Here is a 20,458-nt window from a genome sequence, read left to right as displayed (position 1 = left end):
TAAGACCTATATAATCTAATTTAACGAATAAATTCCGTATAATCGAGAATGTTTTTTAACCATATTAACTGGCGTTGATTAAATGCACAAACATCAAAGCGACAGTCTGATGTCTCGATACTTTCTTGGCGCTGTGCTAACCAACACTTTGCTGTACGCCATAAGCGACGACGTTTAGGGTAGGTAATGGAGCTTATCGCATCACCTAATAAGGTGTTGTATCTAAAACGAACCTCAACAAATACCCATGTCCTGTTGTCCTGCATAATAAGATCAATTTCTCCGCAGGGATATCGGACATTGCGTGCAATGAATCTTAATCCTTGTTGGCGTAAGTATTTTAGCGCTTTTTGCTCATAGTACAGCCCTAAAAAGTAAGGGCTTTTAGAAAAATCATCCATGATTTTCTTCCTTTATAATTCATAAAACAAACCGCCATAAAGGCGGTTTGTTTTTATAATAACAGCATGCATCTATTACTGTGTAACAGGTTCAATTTTACCTTGTTTAAATTGCATCCAAGGAAGTTGTCTATAAACAGTACAGTTATCTTCAACACGTAATGAGCCTGAAATACCATTAAAACGCAGGGTACCTTTTGTTAGATCATTGTAATTGTTTGCTAATGACCATGCATCAATTCCCATAGCATAAAGGCGCATTAATGAGTAATCGTTCGCAAATTTACTTGACGCTTTTTGCATTAACGGCAAATTAGCACCCGCCATCAATGGAATATCACTAAATTGAATACCGTCCATTTCCATACGGAAATCAGGTCCTGTTCCACCTTGATTGCTACGTGAACTGACATAGATCGGCGGGCGTTTTTTCGTACTGATCGCCATATCGATCATAGGTTTAATTAAGGTTAATTCATCACTAGTGGCAATGATATAAACCGAATCAATCGAACCACCAGCAGATGGAATAGATTGAGTGTCTAATGGTAAAGGTGCATTTTCTGTTGGTAACACAGGTGTTCCTGTCATACGAATACCCACACCACGATTAATCGATGCTTTTAAGCTTTCAACAGAACTGAAGGTTTGTTGTAAAACAGTCCCCCCACCTGTGCGTTGCCATTCATCAGCAAAAGTTTGTGCCATTCTTTGACCAAATTTATTATCTGGAACAATAATTAATGGGGTCGATTTTTGTTGCTGACGTAAATGCTGTGCAGCATTACGGGTTTCATCTTCAGGTGAAAGTGAGAAGAAACAGACGGTTGTTGCAGAAGGGATCGCATCTAACTCATTTAATGCTAATACTGGCAAGCCACTTTGAAGTTCAATGGTTTTCATGACTTCAGGTTTTAACAGTGGACCGACAATTAAGTTAGCGCCATCTTGTTGTACTTTTTTCAGTAAGATATCAAGAGGTTGGCTATTGGTATCATAAACGATCACTTGACGTGCATTTTGAGCAACAGGATCTAAACGTAGAGTGGGATCACCTGAAAATGCAACGCTCTCTTTTTCTTTATCTTGAGTCGCTTCAGTCTTTTCAGTTGGTTCTTGTGCGGTATCTGTTATTGGTGTTTCAGTATTGCTGATACCTAATTCTTCTAAAATGGAAGCAAGACTGTCATCATTTTTAGGTGCTTCTGGTTCGGGTATTGCTTGGGGTTGTGGTAAACCACTTTGCGCATCAAGAAAACCTTGGCGAATAGCTTCACCGAACACTTTAGCCTGCCCTGTTAAAGGTAATAATAAGGCAATTTGACTACTTGCACTGACAGAAGGCTGTGAAAGGCGTAATAATGATACAGGAAGCGTTAACGCGGCTGGGTTACGAGGATAGCGAGTTTGCCATTCTCTAATGGCCATTGATAACTTATCAGCATCATCTTTGTTGTATTCATATGTGTTGAGTAAGTCTAACCAACCTTGCAGAGTATTTTCATCTGCTTTGATAACCACACTACGGCGTTGTTCAGGTGTGAGTTTGGTCAGTGTGAGCCATGTATCATCAATATTTTTCTGATGTAGCTCAGGATCGGTAATTAATGTTTCTAGTCCAATATAGGCTCTAATAACATCTAAAGATGCTTGCCCTTGAGCATCATCAATTACTTTTTGAAATTGTTTCATCTCCATTTCTGCTTTTGCAGCGGGAGTGAGAGGTGGTTCTTGTTGCCCCGTCAGGGTACAACCTGACATAATCAGCGCAGAGAGTATCGCAGTATAGGATAAACCTGTTTTAAAACGCACAAAAATTGAGGAAAGCATACTGTACCCAGTGATGTTTTATAATTATGCTCAATTTTAAATCGGTCATTCGGAATAAACAATGAATCAACCTAATCGAGCAGCGGTAACGACATCCACACTGTACATAGTACCCACACCTATTGGTAATCTGGGCGATATCACCCAGCGGGCACTTGATGTGCTGTCTCATGTCGATTTAATTGCTGCAGAAGATACCCGTCATACAGGGCTTCTATTACAGCACTTTGCCATTAACGCACGTTTGTATGCGTTACATGATCATAATGAACAGCAAAAAGCAGATCAATTAATTAGCAAATTACAACAGGGGCTAAGTATCGCATTAGTCTCTGATGCAGGTACACCATTAATTAACGATCCTGGCTATCATTTAGTCAATCAATGTCGTAAAAATGGCATAAATGTAGTGCCACTGCCTGGCGCTTGTGCTGCTATTACGGCACTTTCTGCTGCAGGGCTTCCTTCTGATCGTTTTTGTTATGAAGGTTTTTTACCAGCAAAAACAAAAAGTCGCCAAGATTGCCTACGTGAATTGTCAGAAGAACCTCGTACATTGATTTTTTATGAATCAACACATCGGTTGTTAGATAGTTTAGCTGATATGGTGACAGTTTGGGGTGAAAATCGCTATGTAGTATTAGCGAGAGAGCTCACAAAAACGTGGGAAACTATTCAAGGTATGCCAGTAGGTGAATTACTCAAATGGGTACTTGAAGATGAAAACCGCCGTAAAGGTGAGATGGTTCTCATTGTTGAGGGATATGAAAAACCGGTCGATAATGATTTTCCCCCTGAGGTATTACGAACACTCGCGATTTTACAAAAAGAATTACCGCTGAAAAAAGCAGCCGCAGTGACAGCTGAAATTTATGGCGTGAAGAAAAATGCACTTTATAAACACGTTATTGAGCAAAATGGTGAAGCTCAAGACGAGTAAAGTGATTTTTTAGCTTCTTTTGCTATACATTTTCTATCAGAATCCCTATAATCCGCACCCTGAGTTGACTAGACAACCGCTGCTTTATCGTTGTCCCTTCGGGGAGACGGATAGAGGGGAGGAAAGTCCGGGCTCCACAGGGCAGGGTGCCAGATAACGTCTGGGAGGCGCGAGCCTACGACAAGTGCAGCAGAGAGTAAACCGCCGATGGCCTGTTTACAGGATCAGGTAAGGGTGAAAGGGTGCGGTAAGAGCGCACCGCGCAACTGGTAACAGTTTGTGGCATGGTAAACTCCACCCGGAGCAAGACCAAATAGGGGTTCTTATGGTGCGGCCCGCATTGAACCCGGGTAGGTTGCTGGAGCCAGCGCGCAAGTTCTGGCCTAGATGAATGGTTGTCCACGACAGAACCCGGCTTAACGGTCAACTCACCTCATAAAAAACCCTCGATTCACATTGTGTGTCGAGGGTTTTCTGCTTTTAAGCCCATCTAAATTAATTATCATGAGATAATATCAATAAATAAACCACGAAATTCAGCCGAGCTTTTCAATGTAATACTATGGCTATCTTGAATAAAAGCGCCATCGCCACACTGGATTTGTCCATTTTCTTGTGTTGATGTTTGCAAATAGGTGCCGCCTTTTATGGATTGCAAAAAGCCTTTCTGTCCTTTTATTGGCAGTGTAATTTCATCGCCTGCTTGCAAATGAATATGATAAAGCCAAATAGTTTGCCTTAACATTAATGAACCATCATCACCCGTAGGCGAAGCTAATAATTGATATTTTAAATTTTCATCTAATATCAATTTTTGTGAAGCTAAACTTTCTTGTTGTGGACAAGCATTTAGCCACAACTGGATACGGGTTAATGGCGTGTCTGGACTGCTATTTTTCTCAATATAAGTTTCTGTATTATGGGGTGAAATAAGTAAGCACTCATTTTCTTTTGCTGTGACTGTCCGTCCCATATTATCAAGGTATGTCGCTTCTCCTTGAAGAATAAGATTAACCACATCAACATGAGGATAAGTCTTTGCTTTAAATTCTGAATTTGGTGCAAGCACTTCTTGGTTAAGAACTCTTAGCGTGCCATAGTCTAAAAAATGAGGGTCAAAATAGTGGCCAAAGGAAAATGTGTAGCGAGCTTGTAGCCATCCATAATCCGCTTTACCACACTGTTGTGCTGTTCTGTATTTTATCATAGCGGTATTTTTCGAGTAGATTATCAATATATTTATCATAGAGGTATGGACTGTCTATTGTTAGCAAGTTAATCTGGTGCCTATAATCAAATTATTTGATAGAGATAAGTATAATGAGTAAAGACAAAGCCATTACATTGGAATCTTTACGAGTCATGGATGCCATTGATCGTAGAGGGAGTTTTGCAGCAGCTGCTGATGAACTAAATCGAGTTCCATCGGCACTCAGTTATACCATGCAAAAATTAGAAGAAGATTTAGACGTTGTCCTTTTTGACCGTTCTGGACATCGAACTAAATTTACCAATGTCGGTAGAATGTTGCTTGATAGAGGGCGCATACTGCTTGAGGCGGCTGATAAATTAACGTCAGATGCAGAAGCCTTAGCAAGAGGTTGGGAGCCACATATCACCATCGTTTGTGAAGCGCTTACACCGGCTTCTCGACTCTTTCCTTTAGTTGATAAATTAGCTGAAAAATCTAATACGCAACTTTCGTTAGTCACTGAAGTCTTAGCAGGGGCATGGGAAAGCTTAGAAAGCGGTAAATGTGATATTGTGATTTCACCCGATATGCATTTTCGCACTTCATCTGAAATCAACTTTCGCCCTTTATACAATACCACCAGTGTTTACGTTGCCAGTCCAGATCACCCTATCCATAACGAGCCTGAACCATTAGCAGAAGAAACTCGCTTAAAATATCGGGGTATTGCAATTGCAGATACCGCAAGAGAACGCCCTGTTTTAACGGTCTTATTATTAGATAAACAACGTCGTTTAACGGTCAGTTCTATTGAAGATAAGCGCCGAGCGTTAATTGCAGGTTTAGGTGTGGCGACAATGCCGATTGATTTAATTGAAGATGATATTAAAGAAGGGCGATTACGTGTTGTTGGCCCAGAATATCATCATGAAAATAATATTATTATGGCATGGCGAAGAGACAGCATGGGTGAAGCTAAATCGTGGTGTTTACGTGAAATACCTAAACTCTTTGCGAGCGATAAAAAATAGTTTTTGTACTTAAGTATTTTTATATTTTAGATATCGATAAAAATAGAGATGCGAATATTAGGCGGAAGTCTCCGCCTAATTAAAAATAGATCACTCCGCTGCCATTAAGACACAACCCTTTAAACAACCGCATTGCACTTTATGCCCTTCTAACGCGACGGGAATATTGTTTATTTTCATCATGGTATCTCCCTCAATAATTTTGCCTTTTTGCTGACAAGCAGGGCAATAGACTTCATCGCCTAAACAGGCAATTTCATGTGTTTGTTTTGCTAATAAAGAACCGCTTAATACGGTTCCTTTAGTATCAGTTGTATCATTTTTTAAAATGATTTTTCTTCCTTGAATTGTGCTACGCATGTTTAACGTTCTCTTTATTATTAATTAATTCCCTGAGATTATTCCAAACTGCCAAGGAATAAGTTCTGGAAAATCTAATTTTCCATACCACTTTGGCCGTAATATATCTTGAAAACAACCTAACTCATCAATATATTGAGCTATTATACAGAGATAAGTAATAGCACTTTTATTTATAGACAAAGGTTGAATGTTTTTAATAGCATTATTAATAAATAATTTTTTTTCCTTTTGTGGCTCTTTAAATCGACAAAGAGGATCTTTAAAAATAAACTTATCAATCTCTTTTTCTAATGTTGATTGTCCAGTACTGATATAAAAGTAACTGTTTTTAACATCCTTAATAAAATAATCAGTATTTTCTTTTACTATTAAATCTTTTTTAAGTCTGATTTTTTCTTGTAACCAAGATTGACTTTCTTTATTTCTATAAGTGATAACATTGTTCATGTTTATTTCTAATTTTTTATGAAAAAAAGATTTTTTATAAAACTGACCAAAATAAATCATTAATATAGTTTGAAAAACGCATAAATATTGGCTTGTACGATGTTGTTTATCAAAATAGTGATAATTGTTTTTCAAAATTTCCAATAGTGCTTTTTGTTTAATATTATAATAATCCAACACTAATTTATGCTCATCTTCAAGGAATTCTATTGCTTCCATATAGAATTCCTGAAGAATGTTGTCCTTAATTATCTGTTTGCTTTTTGCTGTCAGTATCATTTTATAACAAAAGCCTTCGTTTAATTTTAATTAAGACTAAAATAATGTATGAATGACTTTTAGCTCTGGATTTATTTTAATTAAATCATCTGTAATTTGATGATAAATTTCAGGCATAGTCTCTAACCAACCCACCATATCAGGACGATGATCATCGATAGCCATCGGTGTTTTTAATAATGGATGATCGATTATGGGGGTACTTAAGCCATGACGAGCACGAAAATTTTTCACGGCTTGATATTCAAAAGGCCAAGCAATGAGTATTTCCATATCAACTTCATAACCAGTTGCACTTTGTTCATTTTCATTATTTCGAAATAATGCTGACCACTGAATATGCTTATCGCATAATTCTATTAACCATGGGATTAAAATTTCATCATTTTCACAATAAAGAGCTTCTTGGCAGAAGCGCTGATAGAAAGGATCAATCGGAATACCTGCACTTTCCCAATCAATAGTTTCCTTTTTTTCACTGGCTAACATTTCAATCGCTAGTACGCCTAATTTTTGAGGGCGCGTATACATGGGGAGCGAGTTTGCCATTTTACCTGATTGAATATTTTCTATTATTTTATCGTAACAAATTTCACTGAACTTAAAATAATTACAAGCAAAATTCATTAATAAGATTTCACCTTGTTCTGCAAGATTTAAAAAAATTCTTTTTCTATTAAAACAATTAAAATAATCCAAAATAAAATATATATTTTTATGATAAAAAAATCGCTCAAAAGAATATGGTACTTTATTTGTATTTTTATATATTTGATATATATCTATATAATAGAAATAGCACCGGACTCAATTTTTAAAATTGACATATATCTTATATATTTATCCTTGCGAGAATTATTATCATTTTGAATTTCCAAAACATTATCAATAATATCTTCATTAATTAACTTTTCAATATCAGAGACATCTCTAATTTTTTATTAACTACTTCTTTTTCAATGTATTTTAAAGCTTTATTGAGTCTAGTCATTTTTAAGATTCTCTATTATATAAAATTGATTATATTTATTGTTATTAGAAATATTAAATTTATTATCTATACCTACTGTTAATTTAAATCCAACCAAATTTTTCTCTTCGCAGGATTCAAGTATATTTAATAAAATTTTCCTTTCTTTTTTTCCTAAACTATATTCATTACTTCCTTGATAAAAAGATTCCTTAGCTAATAATGAATGTTTATTTATATTTTCAAAATAACTTTTTTGTATTTCACTAGCTTTTCCTCCTGTGGGCGTTGTGTTAGCACCAAATTTATCTTTCATCACTGTTTTTATTTCAAAAGTCACCCAATCTGGCGGAGGTGGAGTCGGCTCTATCTTACAAATCAAATCTATTCCTTGTCCTTTTTTATTTTGCAATGCTATCATTTTTTCAGGATCAAAGCTTTTACCATATAAAGGGTTTAATATATCTGTATTGCCATTTTTAATCCTAGATTCTTTGTTAGCAAGTGGTGCCTTTCCACTTCTTGTTTTTAAAAATAACTTATCAAATAAGGTTCCCTTTTTAATTTCATTAATAACGTGGCTTTCATCCACATACCCAACAAAGTGAGCCAACTTTAATGATGTGACGCCATCATAAAAAAGATTGGACTGTAATATCTTATTAAGATCATGATGTGATTTTAAATTAATCTCTATGTGTCCAGTCACTCGATGCGTACTTCCCTTGGGTTTACCTTGGATACGTAAAATACATGAGCCATCCGCTTTGGGACCAAAACAAGTGACAATTGTATCATCAAAATGCGTTTGAAATGTTTTTCCTACCATTTTAAATTGAGTAATATTAACATCACCTAATTTTTTATTTCATCTTTATTTGTGACGCTGACATTAATAGAGTGAGTCTCATCATATTTGATAGGTCTTGGCTTATTAGCCATAAATATAATCCTTTATATTTTTATTTATTAATATCCATAATTTGAGGTTCCCCCGTAATTGAACTTACAGAAATCACAGTTCCTAAACTCGTGCTTATTCCACTTGTTATTACTTGGGTTTTAACTTTCTTACCAAAACACATAAACATATTCATGGCATGATAGGTTGTGACAAAACCTTTAGTCCCACCTGTTTTCGAATCAAGATATTTCATTGAGTTTAATAAAACATTATATCCTTTATCATTATTATACCCCCATAAGGCAGAGGTATCTTCTATTAACTCATTTGTTGTATAGATTATATTAAATCCTTCCGCAATTAATGGTAAAGCTCTAGCACCATTTTTAGCTAACGTTAATACACCACCAATACCTGTTAATAAAAAGGCTATATCAACAACAATTGACTTTCCTAATTCTATTTTTTCTTTAACTTCTTGTTCTTTAATTTCAGAAATAATAAAAGAGACTAAATCACTGGCTAATTCATCGTAATCCTTTTCAGTTACCTTATCTTTTTTTCCTTTTCCTAACTCTAACCCTTGTATTATTAATTTAGGGGTAATTGTAATCGTTCGTTTTTTACTTTTATAATCAACATGAGATAACATAACATTTTTATAGCCAAGCAACATTTTGATTTCATCTTGTTGATCTATTGCACCATCAATACTGTCGAAGTCTTGTATTCCATGAACTTGAGTTCTTATTAATTTAAAATCAATTTTATAATGATATTTATTATATTTCGATTTCATTCCTTTATAGGTTAATCCGGCATCTTCTGGCCTTTCATTTGCAGGTATAAATGCAAGCATGAAATTAAGAAAATCTTCAGTATTTTCGCCACCATCAGGATCAAAATGATTACGAATAGCTTCTTGTAATTTATCGTGACCTTTAATTTCTTCTGCTATTAACCGTATTTTAGGATCGAAGGAATCATCTTGGCTAACTTGGTCAACATAGGCCATTAAAGCATCAAGTGGGATACCTGTCGGCATAGTTTCATGCGCTAATTCTCCTGGAAATTGTTCACTTTCTACTTCTTCCCAATCTTCATCAAAAGGGCTACGAGAAAACTTATCTAATGCATCAATAATGTTTTTATCGTCAGATAAAAAAACACCTTCTTTAATGTTATTTTCGCATGGCTGTGTTTCTATATTATTATTCACAGCTTCATCTTTAAATTTATCATCTAATGCCATTACATATCCTTATTGTAATATTAAAATTTGGTTAGATTTGATATCATCAGCTAAAATAAATAGGATATTATCCATAAATTGGATATAGTCCTTAACAGGTAGATAAGGTAATAATTTTTTTACTGTTAAGGGATCATAATATCTAAACATTAACCAGCTATTTGTTTCCTCATCAAAAACCTGATTAAATTTACGTAATTGGTATGATAATTCGTTTAAAGATAATCGTGAAAATAAATAGATCCCGATGGGGTTTTCAATGCTATTATCAAATAGCCAATTGGTGAAAGGATGCTCTAAGTTTAACTTAACTAAATAAGGTGCATAGTAAGAATAGTTTTCAGCACTCTTTCCTTTCCCAAAGGCAACAGTGTTCTGTTTCAAATATATCAAGTAAAATAGCAATATCTGGTCTTTTTATTGCATCAATAATAGTCCAAACATGGCTATCAATAACTTCACTTCCTTTTATAATATGTTTATCGCCATAACGAGAAAAAGGAATGCCATTAAATAAATACGATGTTATTTTTTTTAATTTATTTTCTTTATCAATATTTAATTCATAAGAAATAGAAGCTAAACGAGATACTTTACTCATTATCTTTTGCTTCCTTTTTTATTTTTGCACAAACTTCACAAAAAGGAACACCTTCTTCTGTTGCTGCTGTTAATGCATTTATTTGATCAACACCTCCACCATCAATATTGACCGATGAAGCATTAATTTTTAATTGTTTGGCCTTTATCGTGATACCCATCTCGTCAATAATAATACTTCCACCTGAACCCGCTAATGTCAGTTTTTTCTCAGCATGAATAATATAAAGTGGTGATTGTGATAATAATTTAGTTTTAATTTCCTCATGCATATTGCCTTCAACTATTATTTTTTTCTGACCACCAATTTGAATAAGTTGATCAGCAAAAATAATTGATTTCTTACTACTATTAATAACTTCTGTTTTATTTCGATCGATTTGAATTTCTTGATCTTGAGAAATATGAATAACAGAATTACGACCTATTTTTTCGTAATGATCTCTACCTACTTCTGTTCTTTTATCATTACCAATCTTTTCTTGTTGATCGACACCCACCTTTTTCTGACGACTATGATTAATGGTATGAAATTCATCATTTAATACATGAGTGCGGTGATCCCTCTGCGCCACCGTTATCCGCAGAGGGTTGTACACCATGATGTGAAACGCTGATCACTTGCCAACGTGAATTCATACGTGCACTTGGATGATGGGTTAAGGTAAACACTTTGCCCGGCATTAACGCAAAACAGTTGGTACTTGCCGAGCCTGTTTGACGATAATTTTGAGATTGCTCATAACGCAATTGATTCAATGGCTGAGCTTCTGCCTCTTCTTGAAAACGGCCATAGCTTTCAAAAACAGGATGTTGCTGATGAACGTCACCCGTTGTGTTTTGCGATAACGGATAAGAAGGTCGTATTGGGTTATAGTCTTTATCAATACGCACATCACTGCATAAACGTTCGGTATAGCGCCATGTGGTAGCGGTGGTATCCGTAATATCCGTTTCCGCTTGTGGGTTATACGTCAGCGTGATCCCCGCCGTCATACCTAAATGATTGTCGCTATAAAACAGTTTTGGCCCTTCTTCAAACCAAAAGTTGATCCCTTCTTCAAACGCTAAACGACACCAGAAAGCATAAGCAGATTCACGCTTTTGCGTGATATAGCGACGAGTTTGATGCAGTTCGGGTTGATAGAACTGGTTGTCATATTTGATATGCGCTTCATCTAGCAATTGCTGAAGAATTTGAGGCACCGTTTTATGTTGGAATATACGGCTGTCTTGATTAAGCGTCATCACCCACATTTCAGGGCGAATAACAAATTGATACCACGTTTTAACGCCGTCGGTGTTGCCTTGTTCTGCACTCGCCAGTAAGCCTTGAACCGTGCGGATTGTTTTACCGTCACGACTGACGGTTAATGATGAAGCCACACCTAATTGGTTGGCAAAATCAATATCACGCTGCTCACTCACCGCGTGTATTGAAAGCGTGAAAAGCGCTGATAATCCTTCGTTTAAATCAAACTGAGTGACTTGAAAAGTGCTTTTAGGTAAATCGCCAATTTGGCAAGTAAACACTAACCCCGTATGAAGTAACCCCTTTACCTAGGGTTTCAAGTAATTCGCTGTATTTTTTAATGCGGGCTTGTTGTTCAGAGAATGTCATCCCTATTTTGAAAGAGGGTGATGATGTTGGATCATCTAATACCAAACGGGGTTTAGGGGTATTGTTAGCGTCATTCGTTGACATAAAAGCTCCCATTTAAATGTGACAAACACGCAATAAAAAAGACAAAAAATGCAGAGAACAATGGGCCCATGACAGAGCCCATAAATAAAGTGTGAAGAATTAACCTTCGAGTGGCTCACGCCAGTCGTCAGAGCTTGATGTCCCTGCAACGGTGTGTTCCCAATCAATTTTGCGATAAGAAAGAGACACTTCGATCAGTTGAGTGAAGTCAGACTTAGTCGGATCTTGGCAGTGTGGCATTTGGCAATCGATATTGACGATAGTGGCATCAGTTAATGTGGTGGTGAAGAAATGCTCTTGCTTCCCTTCAACCGAGGTGCGATACCATTTTAATGTGATTTTTGGCAACATTTCGCCCGAGGCTAATGCGTTATACAGCAGAGGAACCGCTTTGTTTAACGCCACCGTAAAACGGAAAGGTTTATGTGCACGTTGACCTGAAGGCTGACCTGATTGTGGATCAGTGGGCACAGTCACTACATGAGAGAATGCTTGCACCAGCATTTCATCTTCGTGGCCTTGAACATAAATATTTCCTACTGATTCAGCCGTAAATGCACCCGCAGTAATATTACCTTGGGTTTTTCCTTCAATGGAGATATAGCAGGGAGTTGGCATGGCAAGTCCTTAATTAACTATCAGTTATTGTTTCTCAACAAAACTATTATTGTTGATGTCCTTTTCAAAAAATCAGCCAGTGTGCACCGCGATTTGATTAGAGTAGCTTAAGTAATTTTAAGGGGAAGTAAAGGGAGTGACGGAAAAGAAGGACGTTGTATCCTCGTAGGATAAGTGACTTAGCGTAAAATAATTGTTCACACGTTATTTACTGCTTTCGTTTCTTAAAATAAGTGTATTTACTTATATCATTCTCTTTCGTAAATATCCGAAATCTCGCTAAAGCCAGTCAGTTCTAATGTACATGGATTTTTAATATGTAACAAAATGTGTATTTTTTTTCAAATTGTAATAGCGTTGATTTGTAAGGAAAAAATAGTCCTATTTTCAAAATAATACGCAAACTACGATTTTTATTCTCAAAGGACAAAAAATGCGCACCTAAAATTTAGTGTATCGCAGAAGATCCCTTTAAATAGAGGCAAAAATATCACCCATAGAGTGATTGTTAGATAATTAAAAAATCTTTATCAACAAAAAAAAGATCCCCTAAGGGATCTTTTTTGTTTCTAAACTTGTTATTACCAGTTTTTATTGAAAATACGATCTAAACTCCATTTACCAGGGCCTGTCACAACGAGTAATAAATATCCGCCTGCAATTGTCATGTTTTTCATAAACATTAATTGGTTCATGCCTTCAGCAAAATTACTGTGGAACAGTAACGCGGTTAAGAGAGTAAAGATCGCAGTAAAGATTGCTGTGGTGCGGGTTAAGAAACCAAATAAGATTGCTAATCCACCACCTAATTCTAATAAAATAGTCAGTGGTAATAAGAAACCGGGAACGCCCATTGCTTGCATATATTGCTGTGTACCTTCGTAACCACCAATTTTTCCATAGCCTGCGCTGATAAATAAAATTGGCATTAAAATACGGGCAATTAATAATGCAATGTCTTCAAATTTTTTCATGATGTTTATTCCTAATCAAACTCTATTATCTGCAATTTATATCTGTTTATATTTGTATTTTCGTTGGTTAATTTTCTTTTTTCAGAATTAATAACCACGGCTACAGTGTGAGAGATACAATAATGGGAAATTGAAAAAGAGGATATTAAGAAGAATTAACATTCATAGACAAAAAAATTGATGTTTAATCTGAGGTTTTTTTGAATGACTTCTGTATTGCTCTAATTAAGCCAAATGCACCGATAGCGCGTTGCCCTAACCGTATGATTTTTTTAGGGTGTTTAATACTATAAAGCGACATAAAACTGGCGCCTACTAAAAGGGCCGGTTTTAAAGAGACTAAAATGCGCCATGCTTTATCATAAGGCTCTGTTACATCAAGCCAAATTTGTGTACTTTGCCCTAAATCAGAGCGCTGTTGCTGAATTTTATTCAACAACAGCTTTTTACGTCTTGAGAGGATCGCCTGTTTATTTTGTCTGTTCATCATGATATTGCTCCAAAAGACGTTTATCTAATTCTAATTGCTGGCGAGTATCGCCTAACAGGGTAGAATTTCGCACTTTTCTTAATGTCATGATGGCGCCAATAAGCGCACAGATAAGTAAAACAGCCGTTGTGATAGCTAAAGCATAAATTCGATATTCAGGAGAAATAGCCCAAAAAACCAGTATAAGTAAGCTCATTAAACCAAATGCAGTGAGTAACAAGGTGACCCCAGTCATGAGAATAAGCTGGATCAACGTTGTTTTTTCTTCTTCTAGTTCAATGGCAATTAATCGTAGGCGAGTTTCAATCATGCCTATAACGATTGCACCAATTCTACTGAGAGAATTCAGAACCCCGGAAGCGGGGCCCTGTGGTCTTTGCGTGTCACTCATTATCAATTATCGTTTGGCAAGTAGAACACCAAGAACAACACCGACAGCAGCACCGATACCAATACCTGTCCATGGATTTTCACGAACGTAGTTATCTGCTTTTCCTGCCATTTCTTTAGTGTTATCAACAATTTCTCGGCCTGCATCGCTGAGTTTTGCTCGAGAACCTTTTATGGCAGATTCTGCTTTGGCTCGTAGGCTTTGGAGCTCTTCTTTGGATTTATCTGCAGAGGAGTTCAGCACTTCTTCTAGAGTATCAGCAAGAGATTTCAATTCACTACGCAGATCTTCGTTTGAACGTTGATGAGACATAAGTAACTCCTTTAATAGAGATAGAATGTGATACTTATAACAATAGACTAATTTGACAGCTTAATGAAATTAAATAATGACTTGATGGTAAAAAAAAGAGATAAATCTTAATTAAGTAGGGGGATTAAAAGAATGAAACAGGGATTAAGGAGTGAGCATTTGAAGAAAAAAGGCCTGTTTAATAAGATGAAACAGGCTTTTTTTACTGTGTAATGACAGTCAGAAAATCTTGATATTATTTGATAGGGATTAAGCCTTTGCTTTTTTTTTCTTTTTAATTACAACCCAGATACTACCAATTAAACCGATTACTAATAGGCAAACAGGTAATAGCATCAGGAAGTTCATTAAATGGTGTTCATATTGACGAAATAGTGGGCTATTACCTAATACATAACCCAATGTGGTCAGTATACCAACCCATAAAAGTCCACTTAGCCAATTGAAAATTTGAAAGCGAGTATTATTCAAGCCAGCAAGGCCTGCAATCGTTGGCAACAATGTTCTGACGAAAGCTAAAAAGCGACCGATAAGTAATGCGGCTAAGCCATGACGATGAAAAAGCCCATGTGCACGTTGGTGGTAATGTTCTGGTAGATGCGATAGCCAACTACGTACTAACTTTGTATTACCAAGCCATCGTCCTTGAAGATAGCCCAACCAACAGCCTAGGCTCGCACCTGCGGTTAAAATAAGTAAGGTTAATGGAAAGTCCATTGTGTCTTTAGCAATTAACACACCCACTAAAATTAATAAGCTATCTCCTGGTAAGAAAGCCGCGGGTAATACTCCGTTTTCTAGGAATAGTATGGTGAATAACAAAATGTAGATAATCCATATTAATGAGGGATTAGCTAAGGTTTCGTAATCTTGATGCCATAGCGCCAAGAAGAGCTCTCTTACGATTTCCATATAAAAGGCTTCCTAAAACTGAGTCATTTGGGGGTAAATATAAATTCAATAAGTGTTGTAATAAATTTACCCGTTTTCCACTTCATAGGGTCTATTTTTCATTGTTTAAAACAGCAACACTCTAACAAAATCAGGAAAAACTAGACAGAAAATTTTTCAACTCTATTACGATACAACTTACCCATAGATATGGGATCTTGAAAAATAGACATTTAATCTCTTTTTGAGTTCAGAGTAGGTGATTTTTTAAAAGAAAACCTTGAGAGAAAAGATATTAAAAAGAGAAATATCACATTTTATTTTTATCAAAAAAGATAAATTTTCAATATCAATTGAAAGAAAATAAAAGGTTATCTTATTTAAATCATTCATCTTTTTTGTTTATTATTTATACAAATTGTGCTTGGAGAGAGTGCGTGATTGTTAGTGATTATGTTAATAAAAAAACTATCAGTTGATTAAGATAACAAAAAAGAAGAGAAGAAAAATAAAAAACAAGGTATTTGGGTAAGTATAACTTACTGATAATAATAATTTCTTTCATTTTTGGTTGGTATACTAAAAAGAACAAAATCCTATTATGATCACAGATATGTTATTTATTTGTTAACAATGATGATTAATGCTGTATATTTTGCATAATCAGCTTTTCAGCGCGATTCAATTCCTTATACTGGCATTGCAAACACTCAAAAATGCCTTTTTTAAATATTATTTTAAGTAATGGAATAGCTATGGATAAACAACAATCCAGAGTCTTCAGCCTGTTCTTTAGGGGAAGCCTCGTCAAACAAATACTCATTGGTTTAGTTGCAGGGATCTTACTCGCTTGGTTAGCACCAGAAGTTGCCAAGATGATGAGCTTGTTAGGTACTCTGTTTATTAGTGCGCTGAAAGCCGTGGCGCCAGTGTTAGTCTGGGTTCTGGTAATGGCTTCGATTGCAAATCATCGCCAAGGGCAAAAATCGAATATTCGCCCTGTATTAATTTTATATCTATTAGCAACGTTCTTTGCTTCTTTAACGGCAGTTTTTGCAAGTTTTATGTTCCCATCTGTTTTAACACTAGTGGTCAACGAATCGCAATTAACTCCACCTGAAAATATCGCGGAGGTACTCAAAGGGGTGTTAATTAATGTGGTTGCTAACCCTGTTGATGCACTTATCAATGGTAACTATATGGGGATCTTAGCATGGTCTATTGGTTTAGGTTTGGCATTACGCCATGCAAGTGATACTACAAAAGCATTAACGCAAGATTTAGCTGACGCTGTAACAAATGTTGTACGTGTTGTTATTCGTCTAGCGCCTATTGGTATTTTTGGGTTGGTATCATCAACGATAGCAACAACAGGTTTTGAAGTTTTAGCCGGTTATTTACATGTTCTGGTGGTGTTGATTGGCAGTATGCTATTTGTTGCTTTAGTCGTGAATCCACTGATTGTATTTTGGAAAATCCGCAGTAACCCATATCCATTAGTATGGGCATGTTTGCGTGAAAGTGGCGTCACCGCCTTCTTTACACGTAGCTCAGCGGCAAATATTCCTGTGAATATGGCGATGTGCCGTCGCATGAATTTAAACGAAGATACTTATTCTGTTTCAATTCCATTAGGTGCGACAATCAATATGGGCGGAGCCGCAATCACCATTACTATTTTGACATTAGCCGCGGTAAATACATTGGGTATGTCTGTTGATGTGCCTACGGCATTGTTATTAAGTCTTGTTGCTGCTGTTTGTGCTTGTGGTGCATCAGGTGTTGCAGGGGGATCTTTACTGTTAATTCCATTGGCTTGTAGCATGTTTGGTATTAGCAATGATATCGCGATGCAAGTGGTTGCTGTGGGTGTGATGATTGGTGTATTACAAGATTCAGCAGAAACAGCACTTAACTCATCAACCGATGTTCTTTTTACGGCAACCGTCTGTATTGCTGAAGATAACCGTATTTCAGATAATCCATTAACTGAAAAAAATAATGGGTAAAATGGGTAAGTAGTAAGACAGGAAGAGTAGTAAAAAATAATAATTAATAATAAAAAAAGAACCCCACATTTTTATGTGGGGTTTCTTTTTACTCAGACATTGAAAAAGATATTAAATATCGAGCGCTAATTCTGTTCCTTGCCTAATAGCACGTTTTGCATCTAATGCACTGGCATCTTTGGCACCACCAATAAGATGAACTTTTTTATTGTCACTTTCTAAAGGAGCAAGTAATGGATGGTAAGCGCGTTGCCCTGTACACAAGATAATATTATCTGCGGGAATAAGTTGTTGTTTTCCCTCTTGTTCAATATAAAGCCCTTCAGAGGTGATTTTTTGATAAGCACAATGAGTTAAGAAGTTAACACCTTTATTTTCAAGTGTTAAACGATGTATCCACCCCGTTGTTTTACCTAAATTTAGCCCTATTTTGCCTGCTTTACGTTGTGTCATAATAATTTGTTTATTATCATCTTTTTTGGGGGTTGCAGGTTTTATACCACCACGATAAGAAAGTGTCGGATCAATACCCCATTCTTTATTAAAAGCACACGGGCTTAGGCTACTGCATTGGCCTTTTTGCGTAAGATAAAGGCCGGTATCAAAACCAATACCTCCGCTACCAATGATCACCACATTTTTACCTACAGCTTGATGGTGCTTTAACACATCAAGGTAAGTTTTAACAATCTCATTCTCTTGGCCGGTAATGTTAGGGCTGTGTGGAGTTACACCACTGGCTAAAATAACTTCATCAAAGTTTACCAGGTGATGAGGAGTGGCTTCGGTATTATTTTTAACAATCACCCCAGTGAGTTGTAGTTGTCGTTTAAAGTAGCGCAAGGTTTCTTGAAATTCTTCTTTGCCAGGAATTTGTCTGGCAATATTGAGTTGCCCACCAATTGCATCTTCTTTTTCAAAAAGTGTGACATGATGACCTCGTTTTGCCGCTGTTATAGCAAAAGATAATCCGGCAGGCCCTGCACCGACAACAGCTAACTTTTTAGGTTGTTGAGTTGGGATAATTAAGAGCTCGGTTTCTCGACAAGCAAAAGGATTGACTAAGCAAGTGGCTGGTTGGCCTGAAAATATTTCATCAAGGCAGGCTTGATTACAGGCAATACAGGTATTTATCTCATCTTCACGCCCTTGTTGGGCTTTAAGGACAAATTCTGGATCTGCGAGGAAAGGGCGTGCCATTGAAACCATATCGGCACAGCCTTCAGCCAAAATAGCTTCTGCCGTTTGTGGGGTGTTAATACGGTTTGAGGTGATGAGAGGAATATTCACTTTTCCCATTAGTTCACGTGTTACATTGGCAAATTGACCTCTTGGCACCATGGTAGCAATTGTTGGGATACGTGCCTCGTGCCAGCCGATCCCCGTATTGATCATGGTTGCACCCGCTTTTTCAATGGCGTTGGCTAGATAGAGTACCTCTGATGCATCTGAACCATCTTTAATTAAATCCAACATAGAAAGGCGGTAAATAATAATAAATTTTTCACCCACCGCTTTTTTTATACCTTTAAGAATACGTAAGGGGAAACGACAACGATTTTCAATATTTCCCCCCCATTGATCGTCTCGCTGGTTGGTATGATTAACTAAAAACTGATTAATTAAATAGCCTTCAGAACCCATAATTTCAACACCGTCATAACCTGCTTTTTGAGCTAATTGCGCACAACGAATGTAATCATCAATAGTTTGTTCTATTTGTTCATGACTCATTGCTCTCGGCATAAACGGGGTGATCGGGGATTGAATTGCACTTGGTGCAACTAAATCAGGTTGATAGCTATAGCGACCAGTATGCAATATCTGTAATGCAATTTTACCACCTTGCTGATGAACAGCATCAGTCACCAATTGATGTGGTGCAAGCTGGCATTCAGACATCAATGTTGCTGCGTGGGGTAATAATACACCCTGCTTATTAGGTGATATTCCACCTGTAACAATGAGTGCAACACCAGCCGCCGCCCTTTGTGCATAAAACTGTGCAAGTTTTGGAGCATCTTTAGGATCTTCTTCGAGTCCGGTATGCATAGAGCCCATTAAAATACGGTTTTTAAGTACAGTAAAGCCTAAATCAAGGGGCGAAAATAAGTGAGAATAATGTGCCATCAGATACCCTTTTTATACTGGTCAGATGAGATATCTATAGCATAACGAGAAGTGAGAGGTTAAGAGTTCATTATGTTAATAGGTTGTGATCTTAATCATGGAAAAGGTGATTAGGGTGTTATAAATCGATAATAATCTAAGTAATCGATTAATGAGAACAAATAATGATAATAAAAACTACACTCATTCATAATTATTCATCATATAATGGTTAATACCTATTAATACGTATTAAAAACACACATCATTATTTTGAATTTGGAGACGTTATGATTAATAAATTTAATCAACTTGTTGACTGTTCTGACTTGGGTAAGCTTGTACTACGTGTTTCTCTTGGTGTTTTAATGTTGTTGCATGGTCTTCATAAAATGGAACCAGGTGGATTAGCAGGTATTCAGGGAATGTTAGCTAACTTTAATCTACCTGCTTTTATTGCTTATGGTACGCTGGTTGGTGAAGTTGTTGCGCCTATTTTATTGATTATTGGTCTATTTACACGAGTATCTGCTTTGGTTTTAGCAGGTACCATGTTTGTTGCTGTACTCATGGTTCATTCTGGTGATTTGTTTGCATTAAACCCTAAAACAGGGGGATGGGCACCAGAAAGTGCTGGTTTCTATCTATTTGCTGCGATTGCAGTGATGTTTTTAGGTAGTGGCCGTTTTGCTGTTAAAAAAGATTAATAAATTTTATAGTCAGTATTCTTGAATGTGTTTATGGTGACTT

At 36.4% G+C, this 20,458-nt stretch carries 23 protein-coding genes, 1 other RNA gene and 1 pseudogene; 5 read left to right on the top strand and 20 right to left on the bottom strand.

Going from position 1 to position 20,458, the window contains the following annotated elements; all coding sequences use genetic code 11:
* Window positions 1-20: 20 nt before the first annotated feature.
* The gene (locus GWJ05_RS05955; protein WP_036933028.1) at window positions 21-401 is read right to left on the bottom strand and encodes a YraN family protein; all 381 of its coding nucleotides are present in this window, start codon (window positions 399-401) and stop codon (window positions 21-23) included.
* A 75-nt stretch (window positions 402-476) separates the two neighbouring features.
* Complete coding sequence (locus tag GWJ05_RS05950; RefSeq protein ID WP_087802925.1) at window positions 477-2,231, bottom strand: penicillin-binding protein activator; 1,755 nt, start codon at window positions 2,229-2,231, stop codon at window positions 477-479.
* A 61-nt stretch (window positions 2,232-2,292) separates the two neighbouring features.
* Here GWJ05_RS05950 and rsmI point away from each other — a divergent pair, with 61 nt between their 5' ends.
* Both rsmI and rnpB read left to right on the top strand, forming a co-directional pair.
* Complete coding sequence (gene rsmI / locus GWJ05_RS05945) at window positions 2,293-3,171, top strand: 16S rRNA (cytidine(1402)-2'-O)-methyltransferase (protein WP_087802927.1); 879 nt, start codon at window positions 2,293-2,295, stop codon at window positions 3,169-3,171.
* 60 nt (window positions 3,172-3,231) lie between these two features.
* Window positions 3,232-3,606: RNase P RNA component class A (rnpB, locus tag GWJ05_RS05940), an RNA gene on the top strand.
* A 67-nt stretch (window positions 3,607-3,673) separates the two neighbouring features.
* Here the strand turns inward: rnpB and GWJ05_RS05935 are convergent.
* A complete protein-coding gene (locus tag GWJ05_RS05935; RefSeq protein WP_036933025.1) occupies window positions 3,674-4,378 on the bottom strand; it encodes a pirin family protein in 705 nt (234 codons plus the stop codon).
* Window positions 4,379-4,491: 113 nt separating this feature from the next.
* On the opposite strand from GWJ05_RS05935, the gene GWJ05_RS05930 reads away from it, so the two are divergent.
* On the top strand, window positions 4,492-5,394 hold the full coding sequence (locus tag GWJ05_RS05930; RefSeq protein WP_036933024.1) for a LysR family transcriptional regulator: 903 nt from the start codon (window positions 4,492-4,494) through the stop codon (window positions 5,392-5,394).
* A 90-nt stretch (window positions 5,395-5,484) separates the two neighbouring features.
* On the opposite strand, the gene GWJ05_RS05925 is transcribed toward GWJ05_RS05930, so the two are convergent.
* The 16 genes and pseudogenes from GWJ05_RS05925 to GWJ05_RS05860 all read right to left on the bottom strand — a co-directional run bounded on the left by GWJ05_RS05925 (window position 5,485) and on the right by GWJ05_RS05860 (window position 15,611).
* A complete protein-coding gene (locus GWJ05_RS05925) occupies window positions 5,485-5,754 on the bottom strand; it encodes a PAAR domain-containing protein (protein ID WP_036933023.1) in 270 nt (89 codons plus the stop codon).
* Between the two features lie 24 nt (window positions 5,755-5,778).
* Window positions 5,779-6,423 carry a hypothetical protein gene (locus GWJ05_RS18410; RefSeq protein ID WP_202612556.1) on the bottom strand — a complete coding sequence of 215 codons (645 nt, stop codon included), beginning with the start codon at window positions 6,421-6,423 and terminating at the stop codon, window positions 5,779-5,781.
* A gap of 96 nt (window positions 6,424-6,519) precedes the next feature.
* Entirely contained in the window at window positions 6,520-7,110 is a 591-nt protein-coding gene (locus tag GWJ05_RS18525; RefSeq protein ID WP_237585082.1) for a hypothetical protein, read from the bottom strand.
* 356 nt (window positions 7,111-7,466) lie between these two features.
* Window positions 7,467-8,282 carry a hypothetical protein gene (locus tag GWJ05_RS18520; protein ID WP_237585080.1) on the bottom strand — a complete coding sequence of 272 codons (816 nt, stop codon included), beginning with the start codon at window positions 8,280-8,282 and terminating at the stop codon, window positions 7,467-7,469.
* A gap of 133 nt (window positions 8,283-8,415) precedes the next feature.
* Window positions 8,416-9,609, bottom strand: coding sequence for a hypothetical protein (locus tag GWJ05_RS05910; RefSeq protein ID WP_161681175.1), 1,194 nt, complete (start codon window positions 9,607-9,609; stop codon window positions 8,416-8,418).
* Window positions 9,610-9,618: 9 nt separating this feature from the next.
* Window positions 9,619-9,993: a DUF4123 domain-containing protein gene (locus GWJ05_RS05905; RefSeq protein WP_161681173.1), complete on the bottom strand. Its 375-nt coding sequence runs from the start codon at window positions 9,991-9,993 to the stop codon at window positions 9,619-9,621.
* Entirely contained in the window at window positions 9,950-10,210 is a 261-nt protein-coding gene (locus tag GWJ05_RS05900; RefSeq protein ID WP_161681171.1) for a hypothetical protein, read from the bottom strand. The genes GWJ05_RS05905 and GWJ05_RS05900 overlap by 44 nt, the downstream gene beginning before the upstream one ends.
* The gene (locus GWJ05_RS05895) at window positions 10,203-10,811 is read right to left on the bottom strand and encodes a bacteriophage T4 gp5 trimerisation domain-containing protein (protein ID WP_373370560.1); all 609 of its coding nucleotides are present in this window, start codon (window positions 10,809-10,811) and stop codon (window positions 10,203-10,205) included. The genes GWJ05_RS05900 and GWJ05_RS05895 overlap by 8 nt, the downstream gene beginning before the upstream one ends.
* Window positions 10,768-11,742, bottom strand: a pseudogene (gene tssI, locus GWJ05_RS05890) (type VI secretion system tip protein TssI/VgrG); the annotation flags it as partial. The pseudogene tssI and the gene GWJ05_RS05895, both read right to left, overlap by 44 nt.
* Window positions 11,711-11,914 carry a hypothetical protein gene (locus GWJ05_RS18515; RefSeq protein WP_237585079.1) on the bottom strand — a complete coding sequence of 68 codons (204 nt, stop codon included), beginning with the start codon at window positions 11,912-11,914 and terminating at the stop codon, window positions 11,711-11,713. The pseudogene tssI and the gene GWJ05_RS18515, both read right to left, overlap by 32 nt.
* Before the next feature lie 99 nt (window positions 11,915-12,013).
* Window positions 12,014-12,532, bottom strand: a complete 519-nt coding sequence (locus GWJ05_RS05885; protein ID WP_087802933.1) for an Hcp family type VI secretion system effector — start codon at window positions 12,530-12,532, stop codon at window positions 12,014-12,016.
* A 581-nt stretch (window positions 12,533-13,113) separates the two neighbouring features.
* Window positions 13,114-13,506 (bottom strand): DoxX family protein, encoded by a 393-nt coding sequence (locus GWJ05_RS05880; RefSeq protein WP_036933013.1) that lies wholly within the window; start codon window positions 13,504-13,506, stop codon window positions 13,114-13,116.
* Between the two features lie 184 nt (window positions 13,507-13,690).
* On the bottom strand, window positions 13,691-13,996 hold the full coding sequence (locus tag GWJ05_RS05875) for a YqjK-like family protein (protein ID WP_224215430.1): 306 nt from the start codon (window positions 13,994-13,996) through the stop codon (window positions 13,691-13,693).
* The gene (locus tag GWJ05_RS05870; protein WP_036933012.1) at window positions 13,977-14,387 is read right to left on the bottom strand and encodes a phage holin family protein; all 411 of its coding nucleotides are present in this window, start codon (window positions 14,385-14,387) and stop codon (window positions 13,977-13,979) included. Before GWJ05_RS05870 ends, GWJ05_RS05875 begins: the two co-directional genes overlap by 20 nt.
* A 6-nt stretch (window positions 14,388-14,393) precedes the next feature.
* Window positions 14,394-14,699: a DUF883 family protein gene (locus tag GWJ05_RS05865; RefSeq protein ID WP_036933011.1), complete on the bottom strand. Its 306-nt coding sequence runs from the start codon at window positions 14,697-14,699 to the stop codon at window positions 14,394-14,396.
* 249 nt (window positions 14,700-14,948) lie between these two features.
* Complete coding sequence (locus tag GWJ05_RS05860; RefSeq protein WP_036933010.1) at window positions 14,949-15,611, bottom strand: DedA family protein; 663 nt, start codon at window positions 15,609-15,611, stop codon at window positions 14,949-14,951.
* Window positions 15,612-16,345: 734 nt separating this feature from the next.
* On the opposite strand from GWJ05_RS05860, the gene sstT reads away from it, so the two are divergent.
* Entirely contained in the window at window positions 16,346-17,599 is a 1,254-nt protein-coding gene (sstT, locus tag GWJ05_RS05855; RefSeq protein WP_036933008.1) for a serine/threonine transporter SstT, read from the top strand.
* A gap of 111 nt (window positions 17,600-17,710) precedes the next feature.
* Here the strand turns inward: sstT and GWJ05_RS05850 are convergent, their stop codons facing one another.
* On the bottom strand, window positions 17,711-19,729 hold the full coding sequence (locus GWJ05_RS05850; protein WP_036933007.1) for an oxidoreductase: 2,019 nt from the start codon (window positions 19,727-19,729) through the stop codon (window positions 17,711-17,713).
* Between the two features lie 269 nt (window positions 19,730-19,998).
* Between GWJ05_RS05850 and GWJ05_RS05845 the strand changes: the two genes are divergently transcribed.
* Window positions 19,999-20,415: a DoxX family protein gene (locus tag GWJ05_RS05845; protein WP_036933006.1), complete on the top strand. Its 417-nt coding sequence runs from the start codon at window positions 19,999-20,001 to the stop codon at window positions 20,413-20,415.
* The last annotated feature ends 43 nt before the right edge of the window (window positions 20,416-20,458 follow it).

Source organism: Proteus sp. G2626 (assembly GCF_009915985.1).
Classification (GTDB): Bacteria; Pseudomonadota; Gammaproteobacteria; order Enterobacterales; family Enterobacteriaceae; genus Proteus; species Proteus vulgaris.
The sequence above is the reverse complement of the archived record's forward strand: the minus strand, read 5'-3'. Positions and strand labels throughout refer to the sequence as shown.